Origin of the sequence: Dorea hominis (assembly GCF_014287705.1) — a bacterium.
Classification (GTDB): Bacteria; Bacillota; Clostridia; order Lachnospirales; family Lachnospiraceae; genus Dorea_D; species Dorea_D hominis.
Window position 1 is genome coordinate 34,163 of the sequence record NZ_JACOOY010000013.1, and the last position, 14,684, is coordinate 48,846.

At 42.7% G+C, this 14,684-nt stretch carries 12 protein-coding genes; 4 read left to right on the plus strand and 8 right to left on the minus strand.

Annotation, left to right across the window (positions count from 1 at the left end; all coding sequences use genetic code 11):
* Nucleotides 1–42: 42 nt before the first annotated feature.
* Complete coding sequence (gene rpsI / locus H8S07_RS10355) at nucleotides 43–435, minus strand: 30S ribosomal protein S9 (RefSeq protein ID WP_021860120.1); 393 nt, start codon at nucleotides 433–435, stop codon at nucleotides 43–45.
* A gap of 26 nt (nucleotides 436–461) precedes the next feature.
* The gene (gene rplM, locus H8S07_RS10360; protein ID WP_021860119.1) at nucleotides 462–890 is read right to left on the minus strand and encodes a 50S ribosomal protein L13; all 429 of its coding nucleotides are present in this window, start codon (nucleotides 888–890) and stop codon (nucleotides 462–464) included.
* A 378-nt stretch (nucleotides 891–1,268) separates the two neighbouring features.
* Between rplM and H8S07_RS10365 the strand changes: the two genes are divergently transcribed.
* The 4 genes from H8S07_RS10365 (at nucleotide 1,269) to H8S07_RS10380 (ending at nucleotide 6,852) form a co-directional block, all read left to right on the plus strand.
* On the plus strand, nucleotides 1,269–2,618 hold the full coding sequence (locus H8S07_RS10365; protein ID WP_186855964.1) for an MATE family efflux transporter: 1,350 nt from the start codon (nucleotides 1,269–1,271) through the stop codon (nucleotides 2,616–2,618).
* 218 nt (nucleotides 2,619–2,836) lie between these two features.
* Complete coding sequence (locus H8S07_RS10370; RefSeq protein WP_117536818.1) at nucleotides 2,837–4,141, plus strand: alpha-amylase family glycosyl hydrolase; 1,305 nt, start codon at nucleotides 2,837–2,839, stop codon at nucleotides 4,139–4,141.
* Nucleotides 4,142–4,297: 156 nt separating this feature from the next.
* Nucleotides 4,298–5,023: a rhodanese-like domain-containing protein gene (locus H8S07_RS10375; protein ID WP_021860116.1), complete on the plus strand. Its 726-nt coding sequence runs from the start codon at nucleotides 4,298–4,300 to the stop codon at nucleotides 5,021–5,023.
* A gap of 98 nt (nucleotides 5,024–5,121) precedes the next feature.
* Nucleotides 5,122–6,852, plus strand: a complete 1,731-nt coding sequence (locus H8S07_RS10380) for a transglutaminase domain-containing protein (RefSeq protein WP_186855965.1) — start codon at nucleotides 5,122–5,124, stop codon at nucleotides 6,850–6,852.
* Nucleotides 6,853–6,917: 65 nt separating this feature from the next.
* Here the strand turns inward: H8S07_RS10380 and H8S07_RS10385 are convergent, their stop codons facing one another.
* From H8S07_RS10385 to H8S07_RS10410, 6 genes are all read right to left on the minus strand, one after another.
* Entirely contained in the window at nucleotides 6,918–7,427 is a 510-nt protein-coding gene (locus tag H8S07_RS10385) for a flavin reductase family protein (RefSeq protein ID WP_118519493.1), read from the minus strand.
* Between the two features lie 72 nt (nucleotides 7,428–7,499).
* Entirely contained in the window at nucleotides 7,500–8,723 is a 1,224-nt protein-coding gene (gene tyrS / locus H8S07_RS10390; RefSeq protein ID WP_186855966.1) for a tyrosine--tRNA ligase, read from the minus strand.
* Nucleotides 8,724–9,200: 477 nt separating this feature from the next.
* On the minus strand, nucleotides 9,201–9,965 hold the full coding sequence (locus H8S07_RS10395; RefSeq protein WP_243176013.1) for a DUF5714 domain-containing protein: 765 nt from the start codon (nucleotides 9,963–9,965) through the stop codon (nucleotides 9,201–9,203).
* Nucleotides 9,966–10,121: 156 nt separating this feature from the next.
* Nucleotides 10,122–11,066: a TIGR03943 family putative permease subunit gene (locus H8S07_RS10400; protein ID WP_021860111.1), complete on the minus strand. Its 945-nt coding sequence runs from the start codon at nucleotides 11,064–11,066 to the stop codon at nucleotides 10,122–10,124.
* A 52-nt stretch (nucleotides 11,067–11,118) separates the two neighbouring features.
* Entirely contained in the window at nucleotides 11,119–12,288 is a 1,170-nt protein-coding gene (locus H8S07_RS10405; protein WP_186855967.1) for a CobW family GTP-binding protein, read from the minus strand.
* 315 nt (nucleotides 12,289–12,603) lie between these two features.
* Nucleotides 12,604–14,586 carry a sodium-translocating pyrophosphatase gene (locus H8S07_RS10410; RefSeq protein ID WP_118288179.1) on the minus strand — a complete coding sequence of 661 codons (1,983 nt, stop codon included), beginning with the start codon at nucleotides 14,584–14,586 and terminating at the stop codon, nucleotides 12,604–12,606.
* Nucleotides 14,587–14,684 lie beyond the last annotated feature (98 nt).

Below are 14,684 nucleotides of genomic sequence, written 5' to 3' on the forward strand. Positions count from 1 at the left end.
AGGCTTTGAGGGTTTTTTGTAAATTCTTTGTTCTGTTTTGAATTATCTCTTAGAGAACTGTGGTGCTCTACGAGCTGCTTTGAGACCGTATTTCTTACGTTCTTTCATACGTGGATCACGTGTTAAATATCCGGCTTTCTTAAGTACCGGTCTGTAATCAGCATCAGCCTCAAGAAGTGCTCTTGCGATACCATGACGGATTGCTCCAGCCTGTCCTGTGTATCCGCCACCTTTAACATTAACGATAACGTCGAATTTTCCTTCAGTCTCTGTAGCAACCAACGGCTGACGTACAACAACCTTTAATGTTTCAAGTCCAAGATACTCGTCAATATCTCTTTTATTAATTGTAATGTTACCTGTTCCAGGTACTAAATATACTCTTGCGATAGATTTTTTTCTTCTTCCTGTTCCGTAGAATTTTGCCTTAGCCACTGTAATATCCTCCTTTCAACCTTTCCTTAGAATTTCAGTTCAACTGGTTTCTGAGCTTCCTGTTTGTGCTCCGGTCCAGCGTATACATGAAGTTTCTTGATCATTGCTCTTCCTAAAGGTCCTTTCGGAAGCATTCCTTTTACAGCCAGTTCGATAACTTTCTCAGGTTTCTTAGCCATCATCTCTTTTAATGTAGTCTCTTTCATTCCTCCTACATAATCAGAGTGATTATAATATACTTTCTGATCCAGTTTCTTTCCTGTTACTTTTACCTTCTCAGCATTTACAACTACTACGTAATCACCTGTGTCTACGTGTGGTGTAAATTCTGGTTTATTCTTACCTCTTAAAACTTTAGCTACTTCTGATGACAGACGTCCTAATGTACATCCAGCAGCGTCAACTACGTACCATTTTCTTTCAATCTTATCTGGATTAGCCATATAAGTTTTCATTGGTTTCCCTCCTGTGAATCATTAACTTTTTCATTAACACTTTCATGATAAATATATTGAAATCAATAAAGCTCCGGGGCTTTGGTGCTTTACTGTTTCTCCTTTTGTCATACTGCATTATTATATTACACAACCCCGTGTGTGTCAACCTTTTTTATAAACAATATGCTGTTTTCTTCATCTTTCGATCTCAATACTATCTTATGGTGTCAAGGTTAAAAAAACTCCACTCGTGTGCAAGCACATCGTGATTTTCAGTCTTTTGACCCTGGAAGCATCTTATAGTATAATATTCTCAGTATAATATTTTCTGTTGAGCTCTTATTTTAACATAAGATCAATAATTTATACAATTAATAATATTTGGGGGAAAACTAAATGAAAAAGAACATTGATATGCTCCATGGGCCTGTGCTGCCGGCACTTACGAAGCTGGCACTTCCGATCATGGCAACTTCACTTATCCAAATGGCGTACAACCTGACTGACATGATCTGGATAGGAAGGCTGGGGAGCAACGCTGTAGCCGCAGTCGGCGCAGCAGGTATGTATATGTGGCTTTCCAACGGGCTGGCTTCACTGTCTAAAATGGGTGGTCAGGTAAATACAGGCTACTCACTGGGGAGCGGTAGCCGCAAAGAAGCTGCCGGATATATCGCAAACACTTTACGTTTTGCAGCCATTTCGGGCATTATTTTTGGTATTGTCTGCATGTTGTCCGCAACACCATTAATCGGTTTTTTCAATCTGAACAGTCCACAGGTTATCGCCGATGCGAAAATCTATCTCCAGATCACTTGTGGTCTGGTTGTATTTTCCTTTATGAATCAGAGCTTTACCGGAATCTTTACGGCACTTGGAAACAGCAAGGCTGCTTTTCTCGCTACCACATCCGGTCTGATCGTCAATATCATTCTGGATCCGGTTCTTATTTTCGGTCTCGGACCATTTCCGGCTATGCGGATCATGGGTGCTGCTGTTGCAACCGTAATCGCACAGGCGATCGTAACCCTGACATTTCTTATATTTACAAGGAAAGATACTCTGATTTTCCCGGAAGTACATTTCTTCGGAAAACCGAACATGCACTATCTTACTTCTATTATAAAGATTGGCCTTCCGACTTCCATCCAGAGTATGCTGTTTACCGGCATTTCCATGATTATCGCAAGACTGGTTGCAGGCTATGGAGATGCGGCTGTTGCTGTGCAGAAAGTTGGTTCACAGATTGAATCCATTTCCTGGATGACTGCTGATGGTTTTGCCGCTGCCGTCAATTCTTTTATTGCGCAGAATCACGGTGCCGGAAACCGCGACCGTATCCGCAAAGGCTATTCGCATGCCATGGGAATCGTGCTGGTCTGGGGAATCTTCTGCACACTGCTTCTGATTCTCTGCCCGGAACCAATCTTCCGGATCTTTATCACAGAACCGGATGTCATACCAATGGGCGTGGACTATTTGATGATCCTCGGCGTGTCACAACTCTTTATGAGCGTAGAGATCACTACAGCCGGTGCATTTTCCGGCTACGGCCGTACAGTACCGCCGTCTGTCATCAGTATTATATTTACCTCCGCGCGGATTCCTCTGGCGATGCTGCTGATCACAACGTCACTCGCCTTAAACGGTATCTGGTGGAGTATAACCATTTCCAGCATTTTCAAAGGGATTTTATTGCTGACCTGGTTTTTGTTCTTTTTAAGGAAAGAAATGAAAAAATCCTGATTTATTTTAATGATGCAGGGTCAAAAGCCTGAACCCACGATGTGCTTGCACATAAGTGGGTTTATGGCTTAGTGACCCGCCCGATATGAGCATAAAAGTGGAGCGTAAGCTTCATGATACGCGGATATTGGGGTGAATTGCAGGAACACGAAGTACGGAACAATTCATATGGCATCTTTCTAAATACAATTATCATCAACAAGGAGGACTTAATTACTATGTGGGCTTATGAAGGCGTTTTTTATCAAATCTATCCGATTGGATTCTGCGGTGCACCTGTGCACAATGACGGCGTGACCGTTTCCAGAATTCTGAAATTAAAAGACTGGGCAGGTTATCTCGGTGACCTCGGGATTACTTCTATATTATTAAACCCGATTTTTGAATCCGACAATCACGGATATGACACGAGAGATTTTAAGAAGATTGACTGCCGTCTCGGCACAAATGAAGATTTCGCTGAAGTATGTAAATCGCTCCATGAAAATGGTGTGAAAATCGTTCTCGACGGTGTTTTCAACCATGTCGGTCGTGGTTTCTGGGCGTTCAAAGATGTACAAGAGAAGAAATGGGATTCTCCTTACAAGGACTGGTTCCATATCAGCTTTGACGGAAACAGCTGCTATGATGACGGTTTCTGGTACGAGGGCTGGGAAGGTCATTTTGAATTGGTAAAATTAAATCTGCAAAACCCGGCAGTCGTCGATTATCTTCTGGAATGTGTAAAATTCTGGATCAATACTTTTGACATCGACGGGCTCCGGCTGGATGTCGCTTACAGTCTGGATCACAATTTCATGCGCAGACTCCGTAGTTATACCCAGGAATTAAAGCCTGATTTCGCACTGATTGGTGAAGTTCTTTTTGGTGATTATAATATTATCGTCAATGATGAAATGCTTCACAGCTGCACAAATTATGAATGTTACAAGGGCTTGTACTCCAGCTTCAATTCCATGAATCTGTTCGAGATTGCCCATTCTCTGCACCGCCAGTTCGGGGCTGATCCATGGTGCATTTACCGTGGGAAACATTTGATGACATTTGCAGATAACCACGACGTCACAAGACTTGCCAGCATCCTGACAAACAAAGCTCATATTCCACTTGCTTATGGACTACTTCTCGGCATGCCAGGTGTACCGTGTCTTTATTATGGAAGCGAATGGGCTGAACCGGGAGAGAAAGCTCCGGATAATGATTACGCACTGCGTCCTTGCTTCGATGCGCCAAAACCGAATGACCTGACCTCATTTATCAAAAAATTAATTCAGATTCGTGAGCACAGCGATGCACTCTGCAACGGCTCTTACAGAAATGTTGTGATTCAGAATCATCAGCTAATCTTTGAACGCTGCACGGAGAACACACGTGTTCTCGTTGCCATTAACGCTGCTGACTATCCCTACACCGCTTATCACGGTGACCTGAGCGGTCAAATGACGGATCTGATCACCGGCGAAACCGTTACCATGCAGGGACAACTTGAGCTGCCCCCATACAGCGTGCAGTATTTAAGATAATGCCATAATAATCAAATTGCACAATTCAAAGCATCAAGATATGCCAAAACGTAAAATTTTTAACAAAAAAATTTACATTTTCCTTGTAATTGCAATTTATTGTTGCTACAATGCAATTAGATAATTTTTTCATAAACAAAGAGGAGGCATGTAAAAATGAAAAAAAGAAACATTATCACATCTATTGCATTAGCTGGTGCCCTGTGCTTCAGCTCATTACTTCCGGTATCTGCTGCCACATTTGACAACAGTGGAATCAAGGAAACCCAGGTTGAAAAAGTTACATACCAGTTCATGAACGAAACACAGGCTGGTAAGTACAAACTTGTTGACACAGATACTCTGCACAGTTGGGTTTCAAAGAAAGACAAGATGATCATTGTAGACACAATGCCGGCTGCTGCATCTTACGACAAGCAGCATGTTCCTGGTGCTATCAACTCAGTTGCTCCAATGAAAGAAGCTGAGTACACACCGGAACAGAAAGCTGATCTGACCAGCCAGGTTGAGAAGCTTCTTCCAAACAAGACAGTCTCAAAGACAACTTCAAAAACTACATGGTCTAAAGTTTCTAAGAAAACTTACAGCAAACTGAAAAAAGCTGACAGAAAAGCAAAAAAAGTAAAAAAAGGCAAAAAGACAGTTACATATTATTACAAAAAAGTTGTAAAGAAATCTACAAAGAAAACTACTGTCAAAGATAAAAGCTACAAGATCGTAGTATACTGTGGTCATATCGGATGTGCTCGTTCTCACGTTGCTGCAGCTTACCTTGTAAAACAGGGATACACAAATGTATATCGTTACGGCGGTGGAATCAGTGCATGGGTTGATGCAGGATATTCTATCGAGAAAGTTGAAACTGCACAGCCGGCACAATAATAAGGAGCTCATGGATTTGAATGGTTCCAGGTAATCACAACGGGGAGTTGATAGACAGCTCCCCGTTTTTTCAACAATGAAGAGAGAGAGGTTATGAAATGCAACATTCTATTTCTTTAAAGAAACGGCTTCTGACGCTTCTGATAGCAGCTGGATTTTTATTAGGCTCGGTATTTGCGGCCGGATCAGAAACATCCGCAGCCACAAGCCGCCTCAAGGTGTCACCGACTAAGAAAACGATTTATGTCGGAAAGGCAACCACCCTTAAGGCCAACAAGAAAGTTCGCTGGTCTGTATACAAAGGAAAGAAATATGTAAAAATTGTTTCCAAATCAAAATATGCGAAAAAAATCACTATTAAAGGATTAAGGAACGGAACATCTTATATCAAAGCAAAATACGGAAAAAAAATAAAAAAAGTTAAAATTACCGTTAAGAAAAAAACAGTTTCAAGCAACGTTCCAACGAAGATCACACTTGCAGCTACCCAGAATTCTATTGGTGTAGGTGACCACTGTTCTGTATATGTAAAATCCGTATCACCTTCTACCGCAAGTAAGGCTGTGACCTATTCATCCAGCAATGAAAAGGTAGCTACTGTATCCCGAAGCGGACTGATCTCAGGAGTCAAAGATGGTACAGTTACAATCACAGCGACTTCGACAAAAAACAATGCACGAAAAGCAACTATCAAGATTACTGTTTTAAAAACACTTCGTGGCACTGTCAAACTGACCGCAAGCCTTTCCACTGAAGAGAAATTCCCAAAGGGAAAAGTGGCATGCCTTTGGATTCCAGTGCCTGAAACAGACGCAAATGGTTCACAGACTGTTTCTCCTTCCAGTATCAAATACACAGCAAAACACGCCACAGAATTAAAGATTACGACAGACTCTGCCGGTAACAAAGCCTTATACGTTAAATGGGATGAGAATACAGACCCGAAAGATCGTACAGTTGATTTCTCCTTCAATGTAGTCCGAAGAGAAATCATCCGCCCTGCCAACATGCAGGCATTAGAAAAAGGTACTGTTGATAAAGAAAAAATGGCGCCATATCTGAAAGAAACCAAGCGAAGCGGATCTCTGACCAGCGGAATTGTAAAAGAAACAGCTGACAAAATCGTCAAAGACGCACATGCTACTACTGTTTATAAGAAAGCATATGCCATTTATGACTGGGTCTGCGAAAATCTAAGACGTGACAATAGCACTCCGGCAATCGGTTCAGGAGATGTACAGTATATTCTTAAAAATACCGATAATGGTATCGGAAAATGTACTGACGTAAATGCTGTATTCGTCGCACTCTGCAGAGCGGAAGGCATCCCTGCAAGAAGTGTTTACGGATTAAAGCTGAATGCCATGATCGATAATCCTAATACTCCTTATGTTCAGAAATGCAAGCCACAATATTATCTGCCAGGATATGGATGGGCAGAAGCTGATGTAAGTGCATTGCTGAAACTCCCGGATATCATGGGACACGAAGATGATTATCGTGGAAAAAATGTATCAGCAGAGAAAGCCCAAATCTGGAAATCCTTAAAAGACGAATACTGGGGTTCAGCCGATGATTACTGGATGATGCTAAGTGCCGGCGGAGATATCACACTTTCTCCAAAACAGGACGAAAAAACTGCAGCCGATGCAGTACTTAACCCAGATGGCTCTGTAAAAAATTACGGAATCCTTAACGACAATGGAACCCTACACTATTTTATATATCCATATGCAGAATATGACGGACATTATCTAAAAAACTATGGCACTACCGAATTTGATTACAAATACTCTTTTGAAGAAGGTAATGACGACTGCGGATGCTAAGAAAAAAGCGGTTGGAATGCTGACATATCATCAGCGTTCCAGCCACTTTTTATCTTGATATCACGTTATTGTTTCTCTAATACCTTCACGATCTCTGCCATATACATGGTGTGATAATCTTTCTGCGGATACCATCTTGTATCACATTCTTCATCTGTGAAACATTCTGGCAACATATCCTGCGCATAAAGCTTTCTGCACACAAATACCAGATCTGCTTCCTCAACTGCTGTTGTTCCATCCACATAATATGGATGAAGTCCGGCTTCTGCCCACTTATCTTCCACATCTCGTCCGGAGACTCTTCCACACACATTCAGCGCTTCCCTTTTCTCTTCCGGCAGGAAAGAAAGTGTAAAATACTCTGAATTATCTACAAATTCTTTCGTATATCTCTGCGGACGGATGTAAGCAGTTGCCACATTCTTGCCCCACATGATTCCGACTCCGCCCCAGCTGGCTGTCATCGTATTGCTCTTCTTCTCATCACCTGCCGTGATCAGCATCCATTCTTTGGAAATCTTGTGAAATGGATTGATTTTTAATGTATCAATAGAAATCTCTTTAAATGCCATTTTCTACGCCTGCTTTCTGATTTTTTATTTTTTCATATACTGTTCTTTATACTTTGCATTTATAATTCCGGATTATTTCATAATCACTTTACGGAAATTCTTCTTTCCTTTTTTCAGTACAAGACCTTCTCCGCTCATATCTTCTGCCTTAAACACTGCATGGATATCTGTAACTTTTTCACCATCAACAGCAACTCCGCCCTGCTGTACTGCACGGCGTGCTTCTGATTTGGATGGAACCAGTCCGGCTTTTACAAGCATTGTCATAATGTCAATCTCACCATCTGTCATGTCATCAGCCGTAAGTTCTGCTGTCGGCATATCAGCGGCAGCACCTTTGCTGAACAGTGCTCTTGCAGCTTCCTGTGCTTTCACAGCCTCTTCTTCACCATGGACAAGTTTTGTCAGTTCATAAGCAAGAATCTCTTTTGCTGTATTTAACTGTGCGCCTTCCCAGCTGTCCATCTTGTCAATCTCTTCCAGCGGAAGGAATGTCAGCATACGGATACATTTCAGAACGTCTGCATCCGCAACATTTCTCCAGTACTGATAGAAATCAAATGGAGAAGTCTTCTCCGGATCAAGCCATACGGCACCACTCTGTGTTTTACCCATCTTCTTGCCTTCTGAGTTCAGAAGCAGTGTAATCGTCATCGCACTTGCGTCTTTCCCAAGTTTACGGCGAATCAGTTCTGTACCTGCAAGCATGTTGCTCCACTGATCATCTCCACCAAATTCCAGATTACATCCATATTTCTGGAATAACTCATAGAAATCATATGCCTGCATGATCATGTAGTTAAACTCAAGGAAACTTAATCCTTTCTCCATTCTCTGTTTGTAACATTCAGCAGTCAGCATACGGTTTACGCTGAAATGAGCACCTACTTCACGAAGTACTTCAATGTAGTTCAGATCCATCAGCCAGTCTGCATTATTTACCATCAATGCTTTTCCATCTGAGAAATCAATAAAACGGCTCATCTGCTTTTTAAAGCAGTCACAGTTATGCTGGATTGTCTCCGGTGTCATCATCTGACGCATATCTGTACGACCGGATGGGTCTCCGATCATCGCTGTTCCTCCACCGATCAGAGCGATCGGTTTATTTCCTGCTTCCTGAAGACGTTTCATCAGGCACAATGCCATGAAATGTCCGACATGAAGGCTGTCTGCTGTCGGATCAAATCCAATATAAAATGTTGCTTTTCCATTATTTACCAAATCTCTGATCCGTTCTTCGTCTGTTACCTGCGCGATCAGTCCGCGGGCTTTTAACTCTTCATAAATTCCCATTTTCCTGTCCTCTCCTTTTTCTTATCTTAAGTTTTACGTTGTCACCATAACAAAAAGTCCTTACCTGATCAAACAATCAGATAAGGACGAGATTATCGTGTTACCACCTTATATTCACCGATATGCTTACGCTTATCAGCCTCAGAAGGTCTGCGTGTTCACAAACCTGTGCACATAACGTATGCCACACGTCGCAGCCTACAAAACGCTTCTATGCAGGTATCTTATGAAACCATACATGCGCTTCTTCGGTGCGCGGCTCCGGGATGTATTCACAACCATGTCCTTTGTGCGCCTCTCACCAGCCGGCAACTCTCTGTACAGGTGTCAAGACTGTTACTTCTTCTCTTCTTCGCCTTTGTAAATATTCTCATATCGTTTAAAGACTAACTTATTTGCAGATATTTGTCAAGGCTTTTATTGTCTGAAATGTCCCGGCAATATTCCCAAAATAATATGACCGTTCCCAGTCACGCCTTATTGTAATAATGCAGGATCAGAAGAGACCTTACGAATTGCTCCGTATTTCGTACTCTCATAATTCTTATAATACGGGCACCGTGCTTTCAGGCATTGTGCATTTTCATCTGAAAATGTACAACATATCTTCTCTGGCAGTTCCATCTTCACACCCAACTCCTTCTCCACAAAATTCACTGCTTCTGTCACAGCCTTGAAGGAATCCCGTTTACAGCATCTTGGACCTCCCGCCTCACCGATTGCCTCTAATGCTCTGGCAGTCATGCGGTTTGCTCTTCCCCAGGATTTTCCGGTAAGCGGTGTAGCCTTTAAAATAATGCTCATGAAAATGCCCGTACTCACTGCAGCTCCACAGCAGCCCCACATTCCACAGGCACCACCCGGATATTCACTGCCACGATGCCGCATTTCTTCCAGTGCATCTTCAAAAGAATCCACTTTTCCGCCTGCATTCTTATATGCCGCCAGAAGTGCTGCTCCGACAAGAATATGATGTTCCGGTCCATGCATGTAAATGTATGGATTCTCCATAATCTCCTGCATAATCTCAATCGGATTCACCGAAGTCGTTTTGCCCGTTTCTTCCATGATCACTTCTACGCCTTTTTTCTCATGACAGATATCACATACATAATGTCCATCTTCACAGCACGCATAACTTTCAAATATCTGATGGCACATCTGACATTCTAACTTTTCTGCCTTCTCTGTGTATACTAACGATTTCCCGCACACCAGACAGGCGCCTTCTCCTCTCGCCATACCTTTTCTCTCCTTTTTTTAATGTGCCTTGCATATTCTCGTGCCAGGAGCGCGGTTATATGCAACACTCTACCTCTCATGCGAGTGTGCAACTCGCCAGAGGCTTATTATATAATAACAGATCTGCCTGAAAAGACAGATCTGTCTGTAATTACATTATCCCAAAAATACTACATCATCTTTCGGTTTCTCCGCCTCTGTCAGTTCTTCCAGATAAAGTACCGGCTGCTTACGGTCCGGATACATGACTGCTTCATACTCAAATCTTGCCCGCACATGTACCCACTGATTCTTCTTAACCTTTGTTCCATCTGTGATCTTGCACGGATATCCGTAATAACGGACATCATTTGCACAACAGGTCATAATCTTACGCACCGGCACAAACATGTCATCTCCCATTCCTCTCGGGATAAGTACCTGCGCTGTAAATTCAACTTCCTTGTGCAGATACAATTCCGGATGATCATATGCATCTACATACCATACACCGAAATCCATATCCTCAATCACAATCTTGTCTCCCTTTACATCATATGGAAGATCGTCCTCTGACGGTTCAATGATCTTGCCTTCCAGATCTTCAAAAATCAGCTGTGCCATCGGATTCTGTACCTTCAAGGCACGGCGGAATCCGGCACGGCTCATGTTGCGGTCACAGCGGTTAACAATGATCAGTGAAGATTCTGTCAGCTGCTCCATCAGCATATTACGCATATTTGTCAGATACATATCCAGTGTTGTTCCGTCCACAGTAGAGTAGATTCCCTGAATCTCCCATCCACGTGGGTAACGCATCTTAATCAGTTTTTCCAACTTCCACATACCATTGAACTCAATCACAACCTGTGTCGGCTGGTAATTCTTCAAACAATTTTTGAAAAATGTAGGATTCAGCTGCTCTTCCTCTTCTACCTGCAGCATTACCATATTCTTCATCTTCAAATATTCCGGTGAAAACTCTTTCTCACCTTCCTCACATACGATCAGAAGTGTAAGTCCCGGTTCAATCCAGTCCTGTGTCATCAAAGTATCTTTGATCAGTGTTGTCTTACCACTGTCCAGAAATCCGGTACAAATAAAAATCGGTGTTGTTCCCATTTGTTTCTCCTTCTATATCCTGATTTAAAACTCCATCATTAAAAATGATATTTTATAAATGGAATAACTTCATCAGGTCTTCTTCTTTCAAATCTGTACCAATGACACAGATACGTCCTGTATAATCTGCCTGGCACTCACGAGTCTCGTACTCTTCCGGCACAAGGTCAAACTGTCTCCATGTTCCGTCTTCCATAGCGATAATTCCTTTGGAACGAAGGATTGTTCCATAACCATCTGTCTCGGATAATGCTTTCAGGATCAAATCCAGCTCTTCTTCTGTATACTTGTGAGCAGTCTCCTTGCCCCAGCTTGTAAACACATCATCTGCATGATGGTGATGATGGTGATCGTGGTCATGTCCGCAGCCACATCCACACTCATGGTCGTGATCGTGGTGATGCTCATGATGTCCACAGCAGCCGTGCTCCTCATGGTCATGATCGTGATCATGGTGATGCTCATGATGTCCACAGCAGCCGTGCTCCTCATGGTCGTGATCTTCGTGATCATGATGATGTTCATGATGTCCGCAGCAGCCGTGCTCCTCATGGTCGTGATCGTGATCATGGTGATGCTCATGATGTCCGTGACCTTCTTTATCCTCGAACAGCCCTTCGATCTCTGCTCCTGCATGAAGTGCATGCTGGATTGCTTCTTTTCCAAGCTGATCCCACGGTGTGGAAATAATTGCTGCCTTCTCATTCTCTTCACGCAGCATCTTTACACAATCTTCTACTTTCTCATCTGTCATCATCTGTGTACGGCTGACAACGATTGTAGAAGCATGCTCTACCTGATCCTTAAAGAACTCACCAAAATTCTTCAGATACATCTTAGCTTTCTTACCATCAACGATCGTAATTCTTCCTTCGATCTCGATATCTGCATCTTTCTTCACGTCTTCGATTGCTCTTGCTACATCGGATAATTTTCCAACTCCTGAAGGCTCGATGATTACACGGTCCGGTTTGTACTCGTCCAGAACTTTCACGAGCGCCTTGCTAAAATCTCCAACCAGTGTACAGCAGATGCATCCAGAGTTCATCTCTGTAATCTCAATTCCTGCATCTTTTAAGAAACCACCGTCAATTCCAATCTCACCAAATTCATTCTCAATCAGAACCAGTTTCTCTCCTGCGAATACATCCTGTACCAGTTGTTTAATAAATGTTGTCTTTCCGGCTCCGAGGAATCCGGAAATAATATCTACTTTTGTCATTATATAGTTACCTCTTTTCTTTATACATTTGCATATTAGTTGCGTTTAATCTCCGTTTCTTATCTTACCACAAACTTGCCCTGTCTTCTAGACCTTTCCCGGCTTCATGAGAAAAAAAGAATATGAATTTTCTATAAAATTGTCAGTACGTGAAAAAGAAGCAGTATTTTTATCCCCCTGAAAATACTGCTTCTTTTGTTATACCATATGAAATTTTTAATTTTAACGAACAAAGCCTTATTTCACTGCCCAGTGTGACAGACTCTGCCCGATCACTTATCTTATTAGTTTTGTTTGATTATCTTGTGGATCACCTTACAGGATTCCGCCTACAGACAGGAATAATGGTGCAAATACAAGTGATACGATCGTCATTAACTTAATCAGAATGTTAATAGACGGTCCGGAAGTATCTTTAAACGGATCACCAACGGTATCTCCGACAACGGCTGCTTTGTGAGCCTCACTTCCTTTTCCACCATGATTGCCATCTTCGATGTACTTCTTCGCATTGTCCCATGCACCACCTGCATTAGACATGAAAATTGCCATCATAACACCTGTTACAAGTGCTCCTGCCAGAAGTCCGCCAAGTGCGGATGGTCCAAGTAACAGACCAACTGCAAGCGGTGACAGTACTGCCATCACACCAGGAACCAGCATCTCGTGAAGTGCTGCTGTTGTGGAAATCGCTACACAGGACTTGTAATCCGGCTTCTCTTTTCCTTCCATAATGCCAGGCATCTCTTTGAACTGACGTCTTACTTCCTCGATCATCTGATATGCAGCCTTCGATACAGAAGACATTGTCATAGCAGAGAACAGGAACGGAAGCATACCACCGATAAATAATCCAATGATTACACGGCTGTCCAGAATGTCAATGTTCTTTAACTGAACTGCTTCTGCATAAGATACAAATAAAGCAAGTGCTGTAAGCGCTGCAGAACCGATGGCAAATCCTTTACCCATAGCTGCAGTTGTGTTACCAACAGCATCCAGCTTGTCCGTGATCTTACGAACACTTGGATCAAGACCTGACATTTCAGCGATACCACCGGCATTGTCTGCGATCGGTCCATATGCGTCTACAGCAACTGTAATTGCAGTTGTAGACAGCATACCGACTGCCGCCAGAGCGATTCCGTAAAGTCCACTGACTGTATAAGCCACAAAAATACCTACGCAGATCAGTAGGATCGGAATAGCTGTAGACTTCATACCAACAGCAATACCACTGATGATCGTTGTTGCAGATCCTGTCTCAGACTGTTCTGCGATCTCTTTTACAGATTTGTAGTCACCTGAAGTATAAACTTCTGTGATGATACCGATCAGAAGACCAACGATCAGTCCTGCTGTTACAGAGATTGCTGCGTTAAAATTGCCAAAGCAGTATTTGCTTGCAAAAAACGCAACGATCAATACCAGAATACTGGATACATAAGATCCCATCTTCAGTGCTTTGTGTGGATTGGAGTTCTCATCACCCTTAACAAAGAATGTTCCAAGTATAGATGAAATCAGTCCCAAACCTGAGATCAGAAGCGGGAACAGTGCTCCGGATACCTGGAAATACACAACTCCGAGTGTCAGCGCAGAAATCAGCGCACCAACATAAGACTCGAAAAGGTCCGCTCCCATACCGGCAACATCACCTACGTTATCTCCTACGTTATCAGCGATTACGGCCGGGTTACGCGGATCATCTTCCGGGATTCCTGCTTCTACCTTACCAACAAGATCCGCTCCAACGTCAGCAGCTTTTGTATAAATACCACCACCAACACGGGCAAATAATGCAATAGAAGAAGCACCTAAACTGAATCCGGAAAGGACTTCTACGTTCTTCGTGATCACATAGATTGCGCTTACTCCGAGAACACCAAGTCCTGCTACACACATCCCCATTACAGCACCACCTGAAAATGCGATGGAGAGTGCACGGTTCATACCGGACTCTTTTGCAGCATTCGCTGTTCTGACATTTGCCTTCGTTGCTACAGTCATACCACAGTAACCAGCCAGTGTGGAGAATAATGCTCCCACAACAAAACATACAGCAGTTACCCAACTCTTGATCCCGACTCCGATCAAGATGAATAAAATCAGCACGAATACGACAAGGATCTTGTATTCTGCTGTGAGGAAGGCCTGGGCTCCTTCACTGATCGCTCCTGCGATCTCTCTCATCCTTTCGTTACCGGCACTCTGTCTGCTTACTTTTGCTGCAAGATATGCGGCAAAAAGCAATGCGACAACTCCGAATACCGGAACAATCACAAAAAGATTTTCCATATACTTAACCTCCCAATAGATTAGTGTTATCTATAATACCATATTTACAGAAAAAATAAAAAGACTTTTTTTAGATTTTTTGTGAATTTTCTTGTTAT

Excerpts from the sequence above, each read along its gene's own strand:
- rplM (WP_021860119.1), bottom strand. The coding sequence starts at position 890 with ATGAAAACTTATATGGCTAATCCAGATAAGATTGAAAGAAAATGGTAC.
- H8S07_RS10365 (WP_186855964.1), top strand. The coding sequence starts at position 1,269 with ATGAAAAAGAACATTGATATGCTCCATGGGCCTGTGCTGCCGGCACTT.
- H8S07_RS10370 (WP_117536818.1), top strand. The coding sequence starts at position 2,837 with ATGTGGGCTTATGAAGGCGTTTTTTATCAAATCTATCCGATTGGATTC.
- H8S07_RS10375 (WP_021860116.1), top strand. The coding sequence starts at position 4,298 with ATGAAAAAAAGAAACATTATCACATCTATTGCATTAGCTGGTGCCCTG.
- H8S07_RS10380 (WP_186855965.1), top strand. The coding sequence starts at position 5,122 with ATGCAACATTCTATTTCTTTAAAGAAACGGCTTCTGACGCTTCTGATA.
- H8S07_RS10385 (WP_118519493.1), bottom strand. The coding sequence starts at position 7,427 with ATGGCATTTAAAGAGATTTCTATTGATACATTAAAAATCAATCCATTT.
- tyrS (WP_186855966.1), bottom strand. The coding sequence starts at position 8,723 with ATGGGAATTTATGAAGAGTTAAAAGCCCGCGGACTGATCGCGCAGGTA.
- H8S07_RS10395 (WP_243176013.1), bottom strand. The coding sequence starts at position 9,965 with ATGGCGAGAGGAGAAGGCGCCTGTCTGGTGTGCGGGAAATCGTTAGTA.
- H8S07_RS10400 (WP_021860111.1), bottom strand. The coding sequence starts at position 11,066 with ATGGGAACAACACCGATTTTTATTTGTACCGGATTTCTGGACAGTGGT.
- H8S07_RS10405 (WP_186855967.1), bottom strand. The coding sequence starts at position 12,288 with ATGACAAAAGTAGATATTATTTCCGGATTCCTCGGAGCCGGAAAGACA.
- H8S07_RS10410 (WP_118288179.1), bottom strand. The coding sequence starts at position 14,586 with ATGGAAAATCTTTTTGTGATTGTTCCGGTATTCGGAGTTGTCGCATTG.